Raw genomic sequence first — 16,860 nt, forward strand, 5'->3', positions numbered from 1 at the left:
CACCCCCATCTACACAAGGTGTTTCGGCGGCAGGGGCAGATGGGTATAACAGCCAGGGCCGCGGCGGTGTCGGGTCCGGGTCTGGGTCCGCACAGCGGCCGGAAAGCATCGCATCGTCGCAGGTCAGCAGCGATTGTCAGAGGGGCGTCCTAGGCTGGACGCGTGAACATCTCAGAGCAGGTGGAGCAGGGGGCGTCCGCCGCCCCGTCCGCCTCCGTACGGCAGGAGCCCGCCCGGCCCCAGGGCCCGGCCGCGGCAGGCAATGACCAGGCGCAGCCCGGCCGTCGGTCCCTGGCCTGGCAGGGCATCGACACGCCGATAGGCCCCCTGCTGCTGGTCGCCACGGACCAGGGACTGGTGGAGGTCGTCTTCCACGCCACGACCGCGCGGGCCACCCGGGCGCTGGAGCAGGCCGCCCGCCGACTCGGGACCGCCGTGCCCGCCGCCCCAGAGTCCGACCATCGCTGGGTCGCGGAGGCGGTTCGCCAGCTCAACGCCTACTTCGATGACGGCCTCCAGGACTTCACGCTGCCCCTGGACTGGTCGCTGATCTCGGGCTTCAACCGGCGGGTGCTGCGCGAGTTGGCCGCTCACGTTCCGTACGGCACCGTGGTCGGCTATCAGGACCTCGCCGTCCGCGTCGGTGAGCCCGGTGCCGCCCGGGCGGTCGGGGTGGCCATGGCTTCGAACCCGTTGCCGATCGTCGTCCCCTGTCACCGGGTCGTCGAGAGCGGCGGCGGCATAGGCGGCTTCGGCGGCGGCCTGGAGACCAAGCGCACGCTCCTCGCCCTGGAGGGCGTCCTGCCGCAGCCGCTCTTCTAACACCCTGGTCACGCGCTCCCATCGGCTTCGCACAGGGGGCGCGGCCGGCCCGGTCTAGCCGGTCGCGGCGCCGTTCCACGCCGGATGCCGCGGCTTGTCGGCCTGTACGACGACGTCGGCGGCCTGCACCGGGTCCACTTCCGCCTCGTACCGGGCGAACGCGGGGAGCGTCCACCGGGCATCGTCCGGCGTACGACGGGCCAAGGCGGCCGGGGACAGTCGCAGATGGACGGAGAAGTCGAAGGGGAACCAATGGCCGAGCAGCAGCGGTCCCTGCACCACCAGTACGCCGCCGGGCGGCAGTTGCACGGCGGGCGAGCGCGTGGCCCGATCGGTGACCGGGTCCCACAGGTCGGGCAGCACCCGCCCGGACCCCCCTGGGTCGAGCGGGTTGAAGACCTCCCGCCACAGGGCTCCGGTATCGGTCCACCCCTCGTAGTACGTCTCGGCATCCTGACGCCCGTACTCGAAGCGCAGCGACGCGGGTCGCAGGAAACCGGCGGCGGCCACCACCAGGACGAACCGTCCGCGCAGCCGCAGGGCCTCGGCGAGCCGCGCCGCGAGCAACTCGCCCTCGGCGGCCGGCGCGCCGTCCACCGCGACCCGCAGCCAGGGACCACCGTCTTCGGCCGCGGTCCGCGCCACCCGATCGGCGAGCGCGTCGGTCAACCGTTCCCAGGAGATCGCTTCGAGCCGCACCCCACCATCATGCCGGCCCGCACCGGGCACTCGGCCGGCGCCTCCATCTACCCGGTCGGAGCCACGCCCACACTGGGGTGGCAGCGGGCTGCCTGCGGCGGGGGCGCTTCGCGACGGCGCGGCGGGCGGCAGAGCGGCGGGCAACGGGGCGGCGAGCAGCAGGGCAGTGGGCAACGGGGCGATGGGCAACGGGGCGGCGGGCTCGACCGACCCGCGTCATGCCGGCCGCGCCACCGGCAACGGCCCGCCCCAGCGGTGGGTCACCGACCGGCACGGCACCCGTGCCCCACGGTCTGGGCGTCGTCAGCGCCAGCCGTAGCGTTCCCGCAGTCGCACCACGACCCGGTCGAAGCGGGGGTGGTCCAGAGCGCAGGCTTCGCGCCGCATGCCGTCGGAGTGCAGGCGCAGCACCCGGTCCAGATCGACCCACGATTCCCGCCCCGCCCGGTCCCACGGCCCGGAGCCGATCGGCACCCACTCCCGGTCGGTGTCGTGCTGCTTGCTCGACAACTGCACGGCCAGCAGCGTCCCGCCCCGCTCGCGCGCGACGACCAGCACCGGCCGGTCCTTGCCCCGCCCGTCGTTCTCCTCGTACGGCACCCAGGTCCAGACGATCTCGCCGGGGTCCGGATCACCGTCCGGATCGGGGGCGTACTCGGTCCGTACCGGGCCGACCTGTCGGGGCTGCGCCTCGACGGTGGCCGACGGTCCATACCGGCCGGGGGTCGCGGGCGAATCGTTCGAGTCATTGATCGCTGACGTCATCCGCCCACGCTAGCCCGCGCGCCTCCCGTGGCCCAGGCCGCGGCCCCACCGCACGGACGAGGGCCCGGCGCGGCCGTGGCCACGGGGCAGTGCTACGGAGCAAACACGCAGGACAGAGCAGGTAGAACCGACAGCGCGCCAGGGGACGAGGCGCCGCACGAAGGCCACTCAGGTGGGGGGTACAAACGGTGACCCTGCGATCAGCGCAGCACCAACCCGTGCGCGGCCAGTACGGGAATGACCGGCTGGTAGAACGTCCGGCCGCCGACCCTACAGTCGCCGGTCTCACCGACGATGAAGCCCAACGCCTTGTCACCCGCGACGACAGCACCGCCGACGTTCGAAGGGTCCGCGCAGGCGCTGGAGGTGAACAGGCCGTTCACCATGCCGTCGGGGAAGGCCACCGAGACGTTGACCTGCTGCACGGTGCCGCAGGTCCAACCGAGGACCCGGCCCACCTGGCAGATCTGCTCCCCCACGACGGGGTTCTTGGCGCCGGCGAGATCGATCGTCTGCCCGTTGCCGAGCCGCACTTGACCGGGGAAGGAGACGTCCGGGTTGGTGTAGTGGATCAGGCCGTAGCCCGAGTGCGGATAGCCGGCCACCACCGTCGTACCGATGGGGATGGTCCGCTCGCGGTCGGCGAACCACTGGGTTCCCACGGCCTGCACGCAGTAGCCCGGGACGATGCCGTACGGATCATGGCCCTTGTCCGCGTTGAAGCCCACCATGCAGGACTTGCCGTTGCTGCTGTAGATCGTGGAGCCGCCCATAACGACGGTCTGCCGATCCGCGGCGGTGGCAGCCGGCGCCCCGGCGACGAGCAGCGCGAGGACGGCCAACAGAACCGCCACCCAGAGCGGGCGCGACAGACGGGCGAGAACAGGGGGATATCTCATGGTTTCCTCCCAGATCGGGCGAGCAGGAGCGGTACGCGGTCGCGCTGCACTGGTAGGGGGGCGCCAACTTGGCTGGCGCCGACAGCGGCCAGTATGGGGCGAGCCCTGACCACTCGGGCACCCCTGTGCGGCGACCCGCGCCGCCCTCCCTTCCCGGCACCCACGTCGCCACCAGGCTCCGGCCCGCACTGAGTTGGGCCCATCACCCGCACACCGCCACCTCGCGCCACCGCCCCACGCCCCGGCTCGCTCCCCCTCCAGGCGCCCCGACCACCCCACCTGTCCCACCGCTCACGAACAGCCCGCGTCTCTACGACAACGCCTTGCGGCCACATCGGCCATCTGCTCAGGCGCCCGCCCAAGGGCAACGCGATCCGTCTGGCACCCATGGGCAGGCACGGAAGCCTCGCCCGAGGCATACGCCACCGAGACATAGGGCTCCGATACGCCTACGGCCGTACGCCGCACCGCCGAAAACGCCCCGCCAAGCTGCCGACCCTTGCCCCGAGCCGGCATGCAGGCACCCCGTCGCACCGTCACCCCACCCACTCCCCGCAGTACCGTGGATTACGGGAGATGGATCGTCATGCTCAGAACCGGAGACGAGCCCGTCCACGCGCGCAGCCCGCTGCGGTTGCGGCTCGCGCTCGCGCTGTGGGGGCTGGTCTGGTCACTCGCCGGTGCGGTTGGCTTCGCCGTCGTCGGCCGGGTGGGGTGGGCCGGGGCGTGTGCGGTGGTCGTCGCCGTGACCGCTCTCGACCTCGGCTTCGTCGTACGCCACCTGCGCCAAGGACCGCACTACCAACCGGGCCGGGACGTGCCCCCGTACGAGCCGGTCAGCGGCAGTAACGTGCCGAAGCGCGGCGCCCCGAAACCGCCGGCCGATGGCGAGCACCACGGCACCGCCTGATCACCAAGGGGTGGGTGCGAGGGACGGATGTCTGGCCGATCACACGGCCAGGCCCTCGCCGGACCGGGGCCGTGGGCGGGGCGCCCGACCACGACGACGGGGCAAAGCCCAACCACGACAGACGGGCGGGGCGCCCGGCCGTAGTCGTCACGACCTCGGTGACCAGCACCGGGGTCGACGCTACGGGCCGGACGCCCCGCCCGCTCTCCGTCAGTTCGCCGGACCGCCCTCGCCGAAGCGCGCCGCCGCGACGAAGTCCGGGCGCGGATCGAGAGCCGCGGCCAGCCGGAAGTGGCGCGTGGCCTCATCGGGGCGGCTGGCCCGCTCCAGCGTGCGGGCCAGCGCGAAGTGCGCGAACGCGTTGTCCGGCTCCCGCTCCAGCACGTGCTGGAACTCCATCTCCGCAGCGCGGAGTTGGGCCCCCAGGAAGAAGGCCCGCGCCCGCAGGAGTCGGGCCGCGGTGTTGTCCGGATGCGCGGATATGACGGAGTCCAGCAGTTTCACGGCGCCGCGCGGGTCGCGCGCCGCGAGCAACTGCTCCGCCGCGCGGTAGTCGATCACATGCGTCTCGGGCGTATGCTGCCTGGTCACTGCCGTCTCCTCTCCCGGTTTCCCGGACACTGGTCGCCGGCCATGGGCGATGAAGCCGCGCCCCGCGGGCCGGCGCCTCGCCCTGCTGGCCCGGCGCCCGCGCCCTGGTGCGGGAAGCCACCACACCGCGTCCGCGGTACGGTGGCGCGTCAACACGCCTGACAACGACGGGCCCCGCCTCTGTATTCCCCTGCCCCCGGCCCCTCACGCGCCGGGGAACTCACCGTCCGTACGGGATGGGGTGTGTACGGCTCCGCACGCCGGTCGCTCCACGGGGCGCCACGCGCCCTGACCGAGACCGGGAACGACGGCGAGCGGCACGACACGTACGCACACCACCGCGGTCCCGTGGTCCCACGCCACCCCACGGAACTCGCGCGCCGGGCCGGTACTGAGGGTGGTGCGGAGGGTGCGCGTAGAGCGCCGCTACGCCCCCGCCGCGCGCTCCTTGAGTTGTTCCCAGACCTTCCTGACCTGGGGCTCCAGCGCTTCCAGCGGGCCGTCGTTGTCGATGACCAGATCCGCCAGGGCCAGCCGCTGCTCCCGCGTCGCCTGGGCGGCCATCCGCGAGCGCGCCTCCGCCTCGGTCATGCCGCGATGCCGCACCAGGCGGTCGCACTGCGTCTCGGGCGCGGCGTCCACGACCAGAACGAGGTCGAAGAGGGGGGCGAGGCCGTTCTCGGTGAGCAGCGGCACGTCGTGCACGACGATGGCCCCCTCGCCTGCCGCCTGTTCCAGTTCGGCAGAGCGCTCGCGCACCAGCGGATGGACGATCGCGTTGAGCGCGGCGAGCCGCTGTGGATCGGCGAACACGATGGAACCGAGCTTCGGCCGGTCGAGTCGGCCGTCGGCGCCCAGCACCTCCGGGCCGAACTCCGCCACCACCGCGGCCAGACCGGGGGTCCCCGGCTCGACCACCTCGCGCGCGATCTTGTCGGAGTCGATCAGCACCGCCCCGTACGAGGCGAGCAGCCGCGACACCTCGCTCTTGCCCGCACCGATTCCACCCGTGAGCCCCAGCTTCAGCATGGGCCAAGACTATGCGGCCCGGCTCGACTGACCGGCTGCGCCCGGGCCCACGCCAGCCGGTGAGCAGGGGTGTGCCGTCCCCGTACGTACCGGATGTCCGGTCCGCGCCGCCCAGACCTGCGGGAATCGCGTCCGGCGTCGGCGACGATCATGCGTCCGGCCACGGCGCTCGACACCGAGCCACCCGCGCAGCCCGGCCAGCGCGCACGCGACACAGCCCGACACTGGCTGGAGGGAGGGAAGGGAAGGGAAGGGAAGGGAAGGGAAGAGCCCGTCTCTCAGTCAGTGCCGGGAGCCCGGATGTCCCGGCGCGATCCGATCGCCTCACCCGGGAGCCGGGCCAGCAGCATCAGACGTGCCCGGGGGCAGCGGCCTCAGACGTCGCCGTCGCGCTCCGCCCGCTCCGCGAGGAACTGCTCCAGCTCCGCCCCCAACTCATCCGCCGAGGGAAGTTCGGCGGGCTCGGCGACCAGGCTGCCGCGCGTCTCCGCGCCGGCTATGGCGTCGTACTGGTGCTCAAGGCCGCGCACCAGGGACACCAACTCCTCGTCCCCTTCGGAGATCTGTCGCTCGATCTCCTCCTGGGTCCGCAGCGCGGCCGTCCGCAGGGTGTGCGCGACTCCGGGAAGCACCAGGCCCGTTGCCGCGGTGACCGCCTCAAGGGTCGTCAGCGCGGCGTCCGGGTAGGGCGACCTGGCCACGTAGTGCGGCACGTGCGCCGCCACGCCCAGCACGTCGTGCCCGGCCTCGCTCAGTCGGTACTCGATCAGGGACTCGGCGCTGCCCGGCACTTGGGCCTCGTCGAAGATGCCCTGGTAACCCGGCGTCAGGTCGACGCGGTTGCCGTGCGGGGTCAGCCCGACCGGCCGGGTGTGGGGCACGCCCATCGGGATGCCGTGGAAGTTGACCGTGAGGCGCACCCCGAGCCGCTCGACGACCTGCCGCACGGCCGCGGCGAAGCGCTCCCACTCCACGTCCGGCTCCGGCCCCGCCAACAGCAGGAAGGGGGCCCCGGTGGCGTCGCGCACGAGGTGGAGCTCGATCACGGGCGTCTCGTAAGCCGTCCACCGATCGCGCTCGAAGGTCAGCAGGGGCCGCCTGGCCCGGTAGTCCACGAGCCGATCGTGGTCGAAGCGGGCGACGACCTGGTGCGGCAGGCCCTTCAGCAGCCGCTCGACGATCTGCGCACCGGTCTCACCCGCGTCGATGTAGCCGTCGAAGTGGTAGAGCAGCACCAGCCCGGCGGAGTCGCGAGACGTTATCGCGTCCACTGCCGCGAGCCCGCTCGGCTCCCATGCGTACAAGTCCTGGGGTTCCAACACCGTGACCGCTCCTCCTCGTTCTCGTTGTGGCCAACGCCGCTGCCCCCGCCGGCATTCCCGGTGTCCGGTCCCTGCTCGAAGGTCTTGGAGCACCGGTGTCGCAAAGCGCTCCCCCAGGCTCTGATGCGCGGCGATCGCACCCCCCTGGTTGACGTCGCTCGGGGGCGCCCCTACCTTCCCCTCCCGGCAGGCGTTCACGTACCAGCCCCCCGTTCACCCACCAGACCGTTCACCTGCCAGCGCCCCTCCCGGCACGATCGCCCCCGACCCAGAGGCAGGCCCATGCGTACTCGCCCGATCCAGCACACCCCCGCCCACCGTCCGTACGGCCGCGTCGCCTTCCCGCTCGCCCTGCTCGGCTGTACGGGGCTACTCGCCACCGGCCCGGCCACGTCGGCCGCCGCGCATCCCGCTGCGCACACCGCGGCCGTCATCCCGGTATCCACCGCGCAGCAGCTCAAGGACGCTCTCGCCACCGCAGGCCCCGGCGACACCATCTCCCTGGCCGACGGCACGTACCGCGGAAACTTCAAGACCACCCGGGCCGGCAGTCCGGCCTCGCCCATCACCCTGACCGGCTCCGCCAAGGCCGTGCTGACCGCTGGCGGCGGCTACGGGCTGCACCTCAACGGCGCCGGCGACTGGCGGCTGCGCGGGTTCACCGTCACCGGTGGGCAGAAGGGGATCGTCATGGACGCGGCGAACGGCGTGCACATCGACGGCGTCACCGTGCAGGGTCTGACCATGGAGGGCGTGCACTGGCGCAAGTCGAGCGCCAACGGATCGATCAAGAACTCGACGATCCGGAACACCGGCACCGATGGCCGGGGCATGGGCGAGGGCATCTACGTCGGCAGCGCGGGCGGCACCTCGGACAAGAGCGATCACATCCTGATCCAGAACAACACGCTCGGCCCCGGCATCGGCGGCGAGAACATCGATGTCAAGGAGGGCACCACCGGTACCAGGATCATCGGTAACACCTTCGACGGCAGCGGGCTGACCGGCACCCACTACGACGACTCCTGGGTCGACATCAAGGGCAATGACGTCCTGGTCGAGAACAACGTCGGGCAGCGCACCACCAACGACGGCTACCAGACGCACGAGGTGCAGCCCGGCTGGGGCTGTCGCACCACGTTCCGCGGCAACAAGTCCGACCTGAGCGGTTCCACCGGGCCTGACCGGTACGCCATCCATGTCACCCACTACGACGCACAGCGCTGCCCGACCACGGTGACCAGCAGCAACACCGTCACCGGAGGCCGCGGACTGACCAACCCAGGCATCCCTGTACGCGACTGACGAGGCCCCGCCCCGCCGGCACCACGGTACGTGTGACGCAGCGGCTCAAGAGCGGGTGGCGACGCGTAGCAGGCGCGGGGACCCGCGGAACGCGCAGCACGGCGCAGAGAACGCCGAAGGCCCACCCCTCGTCCAAGGGGTGGGCCTTCGGCGTTGGCTAACTACCGCCTAGCAGGGGGAGAGCTCAGCTCTGCCCACCCGCCAGCTTCTCGCGGAGGGCCGCCAGCGCCTCGTCCGAAGCCAGGGCGCCGGAGGTGTCGTCCGACTCCGAGGAGTACGAGCCGCCGGAGACGTTGCCTCCGCCACCCGCACCGCCGGACGCCGGGGCGGCAGCGCCCTCGGCAGCGGCCTGCTCGTCGGCCTCGCGGGACTTGATGACCTGCGCCTGGTGCTGCTCGAAGCGGGTCTGGGCCGTGGCGTACTGGCCTTCCCACTCCTCGCGCTGCTTCTCGTACCCGGGCAGCCAGTCGTTGGCCTCGGGGTCGAAGCCCTCGGGGTAGATGTAGTTGCCCTGGTCGTCGTAGGACGCAGCCATGCCGTACAGCGTCGGGTCGAACTCGACCGAGGCCGGGTCGGCGCCGAAGGACTCGTTGGCCTGCTTCAGCGAGAGGCTGATGCGGCGGCGCTCCAGGTCGATGTCGATGACCTTGACGAAGATCTCGTCGTTGACCTGGACGACCTGCTCCGGGATCTCCACGTGGCGCTCGGCCAGCTCGGAGATGTGCACCAGGCCCTCGATGCCCTCGTCGACGCGGACGAACGCGCCGAACGGGACGAGCTTGGTGACCTTACCCGGGACGACCTGACCGATCTGGTGGGTCCGGGCGAACTGCTGCCACGGGTCTTCCTGCGTCGCCTTGAGCGACAGGGAGACGCGCTCGCGGTCCATGTCGACGTCGAGGACCTCGACCGTGACCTCCTGGCCGACCTCGACGACCTCGGAGGGGTGGTCGATGTGCTTCCAGGAGAGCTCGGAGACGTGCACGAGGCCGTCCACGCCACCCAGGTCCACGAAGGCACCGAAGTTGACGATGGAGGAGACGACGCCCGAGCGCACCTGGCCCTTCTGGAGGGTGGTGAGGAAGGTCTGGCGGACCTCGCTCTGGGTCTGCTCCAGCCAGGCGCGGCGGGACAGGACCACATTGTTGCGGTTCTTGTCCAGCTCGATGATCTTGGCCTCAAGCTCCTTGCCCACGTAGGGCTGGAGGTCGCGGACACGACGCATCTCGACCAGGGAGGCCGGCAGGAAGCCACGGAGGCCGATGTCAAGGATGAGACCACCCTTGACGACCTCGATGACGGTACCGGTGACGATGCCGTCCTCTTCCTTGATCTTCTCGATGGTGCCCCAGGCACGCTCGTACTGGGCGCGCTTCTTCGAGAGGATCAGGCGGCCTTCCTTGTCCTCCTTCTGGAGAACAAGGGCCTCGATCTCGTCACCGACGGCGACGACCTCGTTGGGGTCGACGTCGTGCTTGATCGAGAGCTCTCGGCTCGGGATGACACCTTCGGTCTTGTAACCGATGTCGAGCAGGACCTCGTCCCGGTCGACCTTCACGATGACGCCGTCGACGATGTCGCCGTCGTTGAAGTACTTGATCGTCTCGTCGATCGCGGCGAGGAAGGCTTCCTCGTTACCGATGTCGTTGACCGCTACCTGCGGGGTGGTGGCGGTGGTCTCGGTGCTGCTCGTCATGTGGGAAAGGGCTCCGGTACGGACATTGAAGTCGTAGGTACTGCTACGCCGAAAGCCCGTATCGCACTGCCGAAGCCGGCCAGCCTTTGAGGCGTGAACTTGACGACCGATCCCGAAGGGGGTCGCAAGCGCCTCGCATAACCGAGGGGACATACAACAGATGCAAGCGCAACCTGCTCCGTCTGAGGTACGCAGGCTCGCAGCGCAACTTGTAGCATACGGGGGCAGCCGGGCAGGGTCAATGCGCACAGAGCGCATGTGGAAGGCCAGCGCCATATGCCAGGCGCACGCGTGGTCCGGGCCGCCATCGGGGGTCACTCACGGTGTTCGCGGCCACAGGTCGATTCAGAGAGTACGACGACACCGACGATGAGCCAAGACCGGCGGCAGAGCGACGCTCCCGACAGCTTCACGACAGTCGGAACCGGCAGCCCGAGCCCCTATTCCACGCTGTCACACGCCCCGGCGCACGCCCCGGAGGCAAGGCCCGCGGACGCCTCGGACCTCGCGCGCGAGGACGCCGATGACGAGGATGCAACGGCCACCAGGCGGCGCGCGAGCAATACCGAAAGCAACCATGCGAGCCGCGGCTGGTGGGACCGGAACGCGGACGAGTACCAGGAAGAACACGGTGCGTTCCTCGGGGATGACCGTTTCGTCTGGGGTCCGGAGGGGCTCGACGAGGCGGAGGCGGGGCTGCTCGGCCCGGCCGAGGAGCTGAGCGGACGGAGGGTGCTGGAGATCGGGGCCGGAGCCGCGCAGTGCTCCCGCTGGCTGGCGGCGCAGGGGGCCAGGCCGGTCGCGCTCGACCTCTCGCACCGCCAGCTCCAGCACGCCCTGCGGATCGCCGACCAGCTCCCCACGGCCGCCCCCATACCCCTAGTACAGGCCGAGGCGGGCGCGCTGCCCTTCGCCGACGGCAGTTTCGACCTGGCGTGCTCGGCGTACGGGGCCATTCCCTTCGTGGCCGATCCGGTGCACGTGATGCAGGAGGTGCGGCGGGTGCTGCGGCCGGGCGGGCGGTGGGTGTTCTCCGTGACGCACCCGATGCGCTGGGCCTTCCCCGACGAGCCGGGCCCGGAGGGGCTTTCGGTCGCGGCCTCCTATTTCGACCGCACGCCCTACGTCGAGCAGGACGCGACGGGCCGCGCCGTCTACGTAGAGCACCACCGGACGTTGGGCGACCGGGTCCGGGACGTGGTGCGCAGTGGGTTCCGGCTGGTCGACCTCGTCGAACCCGAGTGGCCGCACTGGAACAGCCAGGAGTGGGGCGGCTGGTCCCCGCTGCGCGGGCGGCTCATCCCGGGCACGGCGATCTTCGTGTGCGAACGGGACTGAGCGCCCGGGCCACCGCTCCCCTTGAGGCCGCGGGCGCCGGTGCGGCGGCTGTCAGATGGGGCCGGCTCGTACGCTCCGTGACGGGCGCCCCCCGTTTGATCGCGCCCGCCGACCGGCTCTGAGCTGGCGTTCTTTCGGCCCTGGCGGCGATGTCAGTGGTCACTGCGAGGATGGGGACCATGACGATCCGTAACGACGCGCTCGACCGGCTGCCCGTGCGCAGCGCCCTGCCCGCCCTGTGGCAGGCCCTCCAGGACCGCGGGGCCGCCGTGCTGTGCGCGCCGCCGGGTACGGGCAAGACGACGCTGGTCCCGTTGGCGCTGGCCGGGCTGTTGGATCCGGCGGACCGGCAGCGGCGGGTGGTCGTGGCCGAGCCGCGGCGGATCGCGGCGCGGGCGGCGGCGCGGCGGATGGCCTGGCTGCTCGGTGAAGAGGTGGGCGGCCGGGTGGGCTTCACGGTCCGCGGGGAGCGGCGGGTCGGGCCGCGGACCGCGATCGAGGTCGTGACCACCGGTGTGCTGTTGCAAAGGTTGCAACGGGATCAGGAGTTGACCGGCGTTGATGTCGTCATGCTCGACGAGTGCCATGAGCGGCACCTCGATGCCGATACCGCAGCGGCTTTCCTGCTCGACGTACGGGCCGCGCTGCGGCCCGAGCTGTGGCTCCTGGCGGCCTCGGCGACCACCGACGCCGCCGGTTGGGCGGCGCTGCTGGGCGGGGCCGACGCCGCCGGGACGGGCACGGGCGAGGAGAGCGTACGGTCCGCGGCCGGAGAGACAGCCGTAGGGACGGTCGGCGGGACGGCCGAGCAGCAGCCCGTGGTGGGCTTCGCGGGCGATGCGGGCGAAGTGACCGCCGTACCGGATCAAGAGGTGGAGGGTGCTGCTGCTCCGGTGGTCACGGCATCGGGTGTCGCGCATCCCGTGGCCGTGGTGTGGGCGCCGCCGGAGCGTGCGGTGCGACCGCCGCACGGCATGCGGGTCGACCCCGCCTTCCTCGACCACGTCGCGGTCGTCGTGCGGCGGGCCCTGCGGGAGCAGGCCGGGGACGTGCTCTGCTTCCTGCCGGGCGTCGGCGAGATCGGCCGGGTCGCACACCACCTGCGGGACCTCGCGGGCTCGGGCGTGGAGGTGCTCCAGGTGCACGGGCGGGCGCCGGCCGCCGTCCAGGACGCGGTGTTGGCCGGCAGCTCGGGGCGGCGGCGGGTGGTGCTGGCGACCTCGGTCGCGGAGTCGAGCCTGACGGTGCCCGGGGTGCGGGTGGTGGTGGACGCGGGCCTGGCGCGGGAGCCGCGCACGGACCACGCGCGCGGTCTCAGCGCGCTCACGACCGTCCGGGCCTCCCAGGCCGCGGCGCGACAGCGGGCCGGGCGGGCCGGGCGCGAGGCGCCGGGGACCGTCTACCGCTGTTGGTCGGAGGCGGACGACGGGCGGCTGCCGCGCTGGCCGGCGCCGGAGATCGCGGTGGCGGACCTGACCGCGTTCGCCCTGCACTGCGCGTGCTGGGGCGAGCCGGACGCGTCGGGCCTCGCCCTTCTCGACCCGCCGCCCGGCGGGGCCATGGCCGCCGCGCGGGAGGTGCTGGTGGCGATCGGGGCGGTCGACGGCGGGGGCCGGGTGACCGACCGCGGCGCCCGGATGGCCGGGCTCGGGCTGCACCCGCGACTGGCACGGGCGCTCTTCGACGGCGCCCGGCAGGTCGGCCCGCGCCGGGCCGCCGAGGTGGTGGCCCTGCTCAGTGAGGAACCGCCGCGGGAGTACGGGGACGACCTGGCTGCCGCCTGGCGGGCGGCGCGGCGCGGGGGCGATGCGTACGCCGGGCGCTGGCGCGAGGAGACCCGCAGGTTGGTGGGTGCGCTGCGGACGGTGGAGGGCACGACCGGTGGTGCAGACGGTGCGCATCGTACGGACGGTCCCCCGGTGGCCGGCGGCGGCCGGGGCGTGGGCTTCGACGACGCGGTGGCCGGGTTGGTCGCCGCGCTCGCCTTTCCCGAGCGGGTGGCACGGGCGCGGGGCGCGGGCGCGCTGCTGATGGCGTCGGGGACGGGCGCGGAGCTGTCCGCCGGCTCCGGGCTGCGGGAGGCGGAGTGGCTGGCCGTCGCGGTGGCCGACCGACCGGTGAACGCCGTCTCGGCGCGGGTGCGACTGGCCGTGGTGATCGACGAGGGGACGGCGCGCGCCGCCGCGTCCGCGCTGCACGCCACCGTCGAGGAGGTGGGCTGGTCAGCGGAGCGGGCGGACCTGGTGGCCCGCCGGGTGGAGCGGTTGGGCCGCATCGAGCTGCGCACCAGGCCGCTGTCGGCGCCGGACCCGGAGCTCGTACGGGCCGGGCTGGTGGAGGGGCTGCGTCGGGAGGGGCTCGGGCTGTTGCGCTGGTCGGCGGAGGCCCGGGGGCTGCGGGAGCGCATGGCGTTCGCCCACCGGGTCCTGGGCGAGCCGTGGCCCGACGTCAGTGATGCGGCGTTGTTGGCGCGGGCGGATGAGTGGCTGGCCGGCCCCCTGGGGCGGGCCCGCGGCCGGGCCGATCTCGAACGGGTCGATGCGGGAACGGAGTTGGGGCGGCTGTTGCCCTGGGCGACTGGGGACGCGGCGCGCTTCGCCGAGTGGGTGCCGGAGCGTATCGAGGTGCCGAGCGGCTCACGGATACGCGTGGACTACGCCGAGGAACAGCCGGTGCTCGCGGTGAAGCTCCAGGAGTTGTTCGGCTGGCAGGAGACGCCGCGCATCGCCGGCGGCCGGGTGCCCGTGGTGGTCCATCTGCTGTCGCCGGCGGGGCGGCCGGCGGCCGTCACGTCCGACCTGGCGTCGTTCTGGCGCGAGGGCTACCGCTCGGTGCGCGCCGAACTACGCGGCCGATACCCCAAGCACCCCTGGCCGGAGGACCCGACGACAGCCGAACCAACCCGCCACACCACAGCCCGGACACGACGCGGTTGAGCACACCGCCGCGGGTCACCGAAGGCAGCAAGCCATCCGACCCAAGGCCGGGGCCGGGGCCAGGGCCGGCAGGGACGTACCCCGGTCCGCGCCCGCCGCCGAGGCAACGCCGCTCTCGCGCGAGAACAACCGCCAGATACGCGCCAAGCAACCCGCCCAACGTCCCAAGCCCCCCTGGCCGGAGGAGCCGATGACAGCCGGACCAACCCGCCACACCACGGCCCGAGCACGACGCGGTTGCGCCGCCCGCTGGCAGCAAAGGCAGCGGGCCGTAACCGGGCGGGCCGGAGCCCCGGGCCGTACCGGGCGGGTGGTGTCGAAGGGGCGTCGCCCGATGTCGGCAGATGCCGCCTCGTACGACGTGCTGGCCCCAGGCCGGGCATGCCGCGGGCGCCGGCCGTGGGTGACGACCGGCGCCCTCGGGTGGATCAGTCGACCGTCAGCGTGAGCGTCAGCGTCGTGCCGTCGGTGGTGGTGAGGCGGAGGAGGAAGGTGCCCTTGGTGCCGTCGGTGAAGATCTCCGGCAGGGTGAGTTGGCCCTTGGCGTCCGTCTTCAGGCCGGCGAGCGTGCGCACCGGCTTGTCCTGGGCGTCCTTGAAGTAGGGGCCCTTGTCGTTCGGGGTGGCGTCCTTGTCCGAGGTGATCATCGTGGCGGTGAGCGGCACGTTCGCCGCGGCCTTGCCCCGGTGGGTGGCCCGCACCACGATCGGGTCGGTGAACGCTGCCTCCGGCTTCGCCGTGAGGGGCTGCTCGTCGGCGCGGGTCAGTGCGTCGGCGGTCGGCGTCGGCTCGGGGCGGGGCTGCACCTTCGCGGTGAAGTCGACCGCGCCTTCGGCCTGGCCCACGACCGTGGCCCGGACCGTGAAGGTGCCCGTCTTCTTGCCGGCGATCAGCTTCGGGGCCTTCGCCGTGCCGTCCGCCCGCGTGAACACCGTGACCTTCTTGGTGAGCCCGTAGAACTCGGCCTCGGTGGTGCCGCGGATCTCAAAGCCCACCCGCACCGCTGCGAGCGCCTTGCCCTTCGCGTCCACCACCTTGACCTGCGGCGACGTCTCGAACGAACCGCCCTCAACGGCCGTGAACTCCCGCGCGCCCACGTGCGAGATGACCTTCGCCGGCTGCGGCTTGGGCGGCGTGGTGGTCGGTGGGGGCGTGGTGGGCGGAGTCGTCGGAGGCGTGGTGGGGGGCGGCGTGGTGGTCGGGGGCGTCGTCGGAGTGTCGGGGTTCGGGCGCGGCTTGCTCGGCTTGGGCGGCGTGCTGGGGGTGTTCGGGACCGAGGGGCGCTCGGTCTCCGCCGGCGGAGTGCTCGGGGTCTGCCCACCGGGGCGCTGGCTCGGCCGGCCGTGGCCCGGCCGCTCCCGCGCGTCGGCGCCGCTGCCGGGCCGCTGGCCCGTGTGGCGCGAGCCGGGGCCGTCGCCCGTGGGCAGCTTGCCGGTGCCGTCCGGCACCTCATGGGTGCCGTTCTTGTAGTACTCGAACCACGACAGGACGGTGTTCAGATACTCCGTCGACTGGTTGTAGCCGAGTATCGCCCGGTCCAGATCGGCCTTGACCGCCAGGTCGCGGTTGTTGGAGCAGAGGAAGTTGGCCGCTGCCAGCGCCGCGTCGTAGATGTTGTTCGGATTGCGCTCACCGTCGCCATTGCCGTCCCGGCCCCAGGTGGCCCAGGTGGACGGGATGAACTGCATGGGCCCGACGGCCCGGTCGTGGGTCGAGTCGCCGTCGTACGCACCGCCGTCGGTGTCGGTGATGCGGGCGAAACCGTTGCCGTTGAGGACCGGGCCGAGGATCGGCGACAGGGTGGTGCCGTCCTGGTCCACCGCACCGCCGCGGGCCTGGCCCGACTCCACGCGGCCGATGCCCGCCAGCAACTCCCAGGGCAGATGGCATTCGGCGCGGTCGCGCGCCACGGCGGACTCGGCCCGCTGGTACGCGTCGAGCACGGTGGCCGGGATGCCGGAATCCGCGCCACCGCCCTGCCCACCGGGCTGGTTGGTGCTCGGTGAGCGGCGGGGGAGGTCGGACTTCTTGGGACTCCGCAGCGGCGGGAGGTCCGTGTAGTACGAGGAGCCGCCGCTGATGGCGTCACCCGCCGGCGGCGGCGTCAGCTCGCTCGCGGCGTCCCTCTCCTTCTCCTTGTGGTGCTCGCCTGCGAAGCCCGGGGCCTGAGAGGCCGTGAGCGCGGCCATCGCCACTGCCGCCACCGCAGTCGTCGCTGCTCCGTGGCGCAGTCGCCGACTGATGTGCGCTGCCATCCGTCCGTCCCTCCCGTCGACTGTGACGCGCTCCCCCCGCGCGACAATGCCCGTGACACTACGGCAACTCATGGCCCGCAGCTACCGACCCATGACGTTCCCCTTTGATCGGATACGACAGGGGATGGTTCGGCGAAGGACAGGAAAACTCTGCGCGGAGTCCGTCGGCTGCTAGGACGCTGGAGGTCGGGGGGGGGGGGCCCCCCCCCCCCCCCTAGATACGGATAGTGTTTGGCGGATATTAACTGGTATACGTTGCGATTACCGGGTGGGCGACCGGCCGGGCGCCGGGG

The 16,860-nt window shown here is 72.3% G+C and carries 13 protein-coding genes; 5 read left to right on the top strand and 8 right to left on the bottom strand.

What is annotated here, in order from left to right:
• Nucleotides 1–291 precede the first annotated feature (291 nt).
• Nucleotides 292–822: a methylated-DNA--[protein]-cysteine S-methyltransferase gene (locus AAHZ94_RS11795; RefSeq protein WP_349992793.1), complete on the top strand. Its 531-nt coding sequence runs from the start codon at nucleotides 292–294 to the stop codon at nucleotides 820–822.
• A 54-nt stretch (nucleotides 823–876) separates the two neighbouring features.
• Here the strand turns inward: AAHZ94_RS11795 and AAHZ94_RS11800 are convergent, their stop codons facing one another.
• From AAHZ94_RS11800 to AAHZ94_RS11810, 3 genes are all read right to left on the bottom strand, one after another.
• The gene (locus tag AAHZ94_RS11800; RefSeq protein ID WP_349992781.1) at nucleotides 877–1,521 is read right to left on the bottom strand and encodes a nucleoside/nucleotide kinase family protein; all 645 of its coding nucleotides are present in this window, start codon (nucleotides 1,519–1,521) and stop codon (nucleotides 877–879) included.
• A gap of 303 nt (nucleotides 1,522–1,824) precedes the next feature.
• Nucleotides 1,825–2,286 carry a type II toxin-antitoxin system PemK/MazF family toxin gene (locus AAHZ94_RS11805; RefSeq protein ID WP_349992782.1) on the bottom strand — a complete coding sequence of 154 codons (462 nt, stop codon included), beginning with the start codon at nucleotides 2,284–2,286 and terminating at the stop codon, nucleotides 1,825–1,827.
• 200 nt (nucleotides 2,287–2,486) lie between these two features.
• Complete coding sequence (locus tag AAHZ94_RS11810; protein ID WP_349992783.1) at nucleotides 2,487–3,185, bottom strand: S1 family peptidase; 699 nt, start codon at nucleotides 3,183–3,185, stop codon at nucleotides 2,487–2,489.
• 586 nt (nucleotides 3,186–3,771) lie between these two features.
• Between AAHZ94_RS11810 and AAHZ94_RS11815 the strand changes: the two genes are divergently transcribed.
• The gene (locus tag AAHZ94_RS11815) at nucleotides 3,772–4,095 is read left to right on the top strand and encodes a DUF6343 family protein (RefSeq protein ID WP_349992784.1); all 324 of its coding nucleotides are present in this window, start codon (nucleotides 3,772–3,774) and stop codon (nucleotides 4,093–4,095) included.
• 210 nt (nucleotides 4,096–4,305) lie between these two features.
• Here the strand turns inward: AAHZ94_RS11815 and AAHZ94_RS11820 are convergent, their stop codons facing one another.
• From AAHZ94_RS11820 to AAHZ94_RS11830, 3 genes are all read right to left on the bottom strand, one after another.
• Nucleotides 4,306–4,686 carry a tetratricopeptide repeat protein gene (locus AAHZ94_RS11820; protein ID WP_349992785.1) on the bottom strand — a complete coding sequence of 127 codons (381 nt, stop codon included), beginning with the start codon at nucleotides 4,684–4,686 and terminating at the stop codon, nucleotides 4,306–4,308.
• Between the two features lie 426 nt (nucleotides 4,687–5,112).
• Nucleotides 5,113–5,715, bottom strand: coding sequence for a dephospho-CoA kinase (coaE, locus tag AAHZ94_RS11825; RefSeq protein WP_349992786.1), 603 nt, complete (start codon nucleotides 5,713–5,715; stop codon nucleotides 5,113–5,115).
• Between the two features lie 374 nt (nucleotides 5,716–6,089).
• Complete coding sequence (locus AAHZ94_RS11830) at nucleotides 6,090–7,037, bottom strand: PAC2 family protein (RefSeq protein WP_349992787.1); 948 nt, start codon at nucleotides 7,035–7,037, stop codon at nucleotides 6,090–6,092.
• A gap of 282 nt (nucleotides 7,038–7,319) precedes the next feature.
• On the opposite strand from AAHZ94_RS11830, the gene AAHZ94_RS11835 reads away from it, so the two are divergent.
• The gene (locus AAHZ94_RS11835; protein WP_349992788.1) at nucleotides 7,320–8,342 is read left to right on the top strand and encodes a right-handed parallel beta-helix repeat-containing protein; all 1,023 of its coding nucleotides are present in this window, start codon (nucleotides 7,320–7,322) and stop codon (nucleotides 8,340–8,342) included.
• Nucleotides 8,343–8,526: 184 nt separating this feature from the next.
• On the opposite strand, the gene rpsA is transcribed toward AAHZ94_RS11835, so the two are convergent.
• Nucleotides 8,527–10,038 carry a 30S ribosomal protein S1 gene (gene rpsA, locus AAHZ94_RS11840; protein WP_349992789.1) on the bottom strand — a complete coding sequence of 504 codons (1,512 nt, stop codon included), beginning with the start codon at nucleotides 10,036–10,038 and terminating at the stop codon, nucleotides 8,527–8,529.
• 369 nt (nucleotides 10,039–10,407) lie between these two features.
• Here rpsA and AAHZ94_RS11845 point away from each other — a divergent pair, with 369 nt between their 5' ends.
• Entirely contained in the window at nucleotides 10,408–11,376 is a 969-nt protein-coding gene (locus AAHZ94_RS11845) for a class I SAM-dependent methyltransferase (protein WP_349992790.1), read from the top strand.
• A gap of 179 nt (nucleotides 11,377–11,555) precedes the next feature.
• Nucleotides 11,556–14,312: an ATP-dependent helicase HrpB gene (hrpB, locus tag AAHZ94_RS11850; RefSeq protein ID WP_349992791.1), complete on the top strand. Its 2,757-nt coding sequence runs from the start codon at nucleotides 11,556–11,558 to the stop codon at nucleotides 14,310–14,312.
• Nucleotides 14,313–14,740: 428 nt separating this feature from the next.
• Here the strand turns inward: hrpB and AAHZ94_RS11855 are convergent, their stop codons facing one another.
• Nucleotides 14,741–16,567, bottom strand: coding sequence for a lytic transglycosylase domain-containing protein (locus AAHZ94_RS11855; protein ID WP_349992792.1), 1,827 nt, complete (start codon nucleotides 16,565–16,567; stop codon nucleotides 14,741–14,743).
• Nucleotides 16,568–16,860: the final 293 nt, after the last annotated feature.

Source organism: Streptomyces sp. HSW2009 (genome assembly GCF_040240285.1).
Lineage (GTDB): Bacteria > Actinomycetota > Actinomycetes > Streptomycetales > Streptomycetaceae > Streptomyces.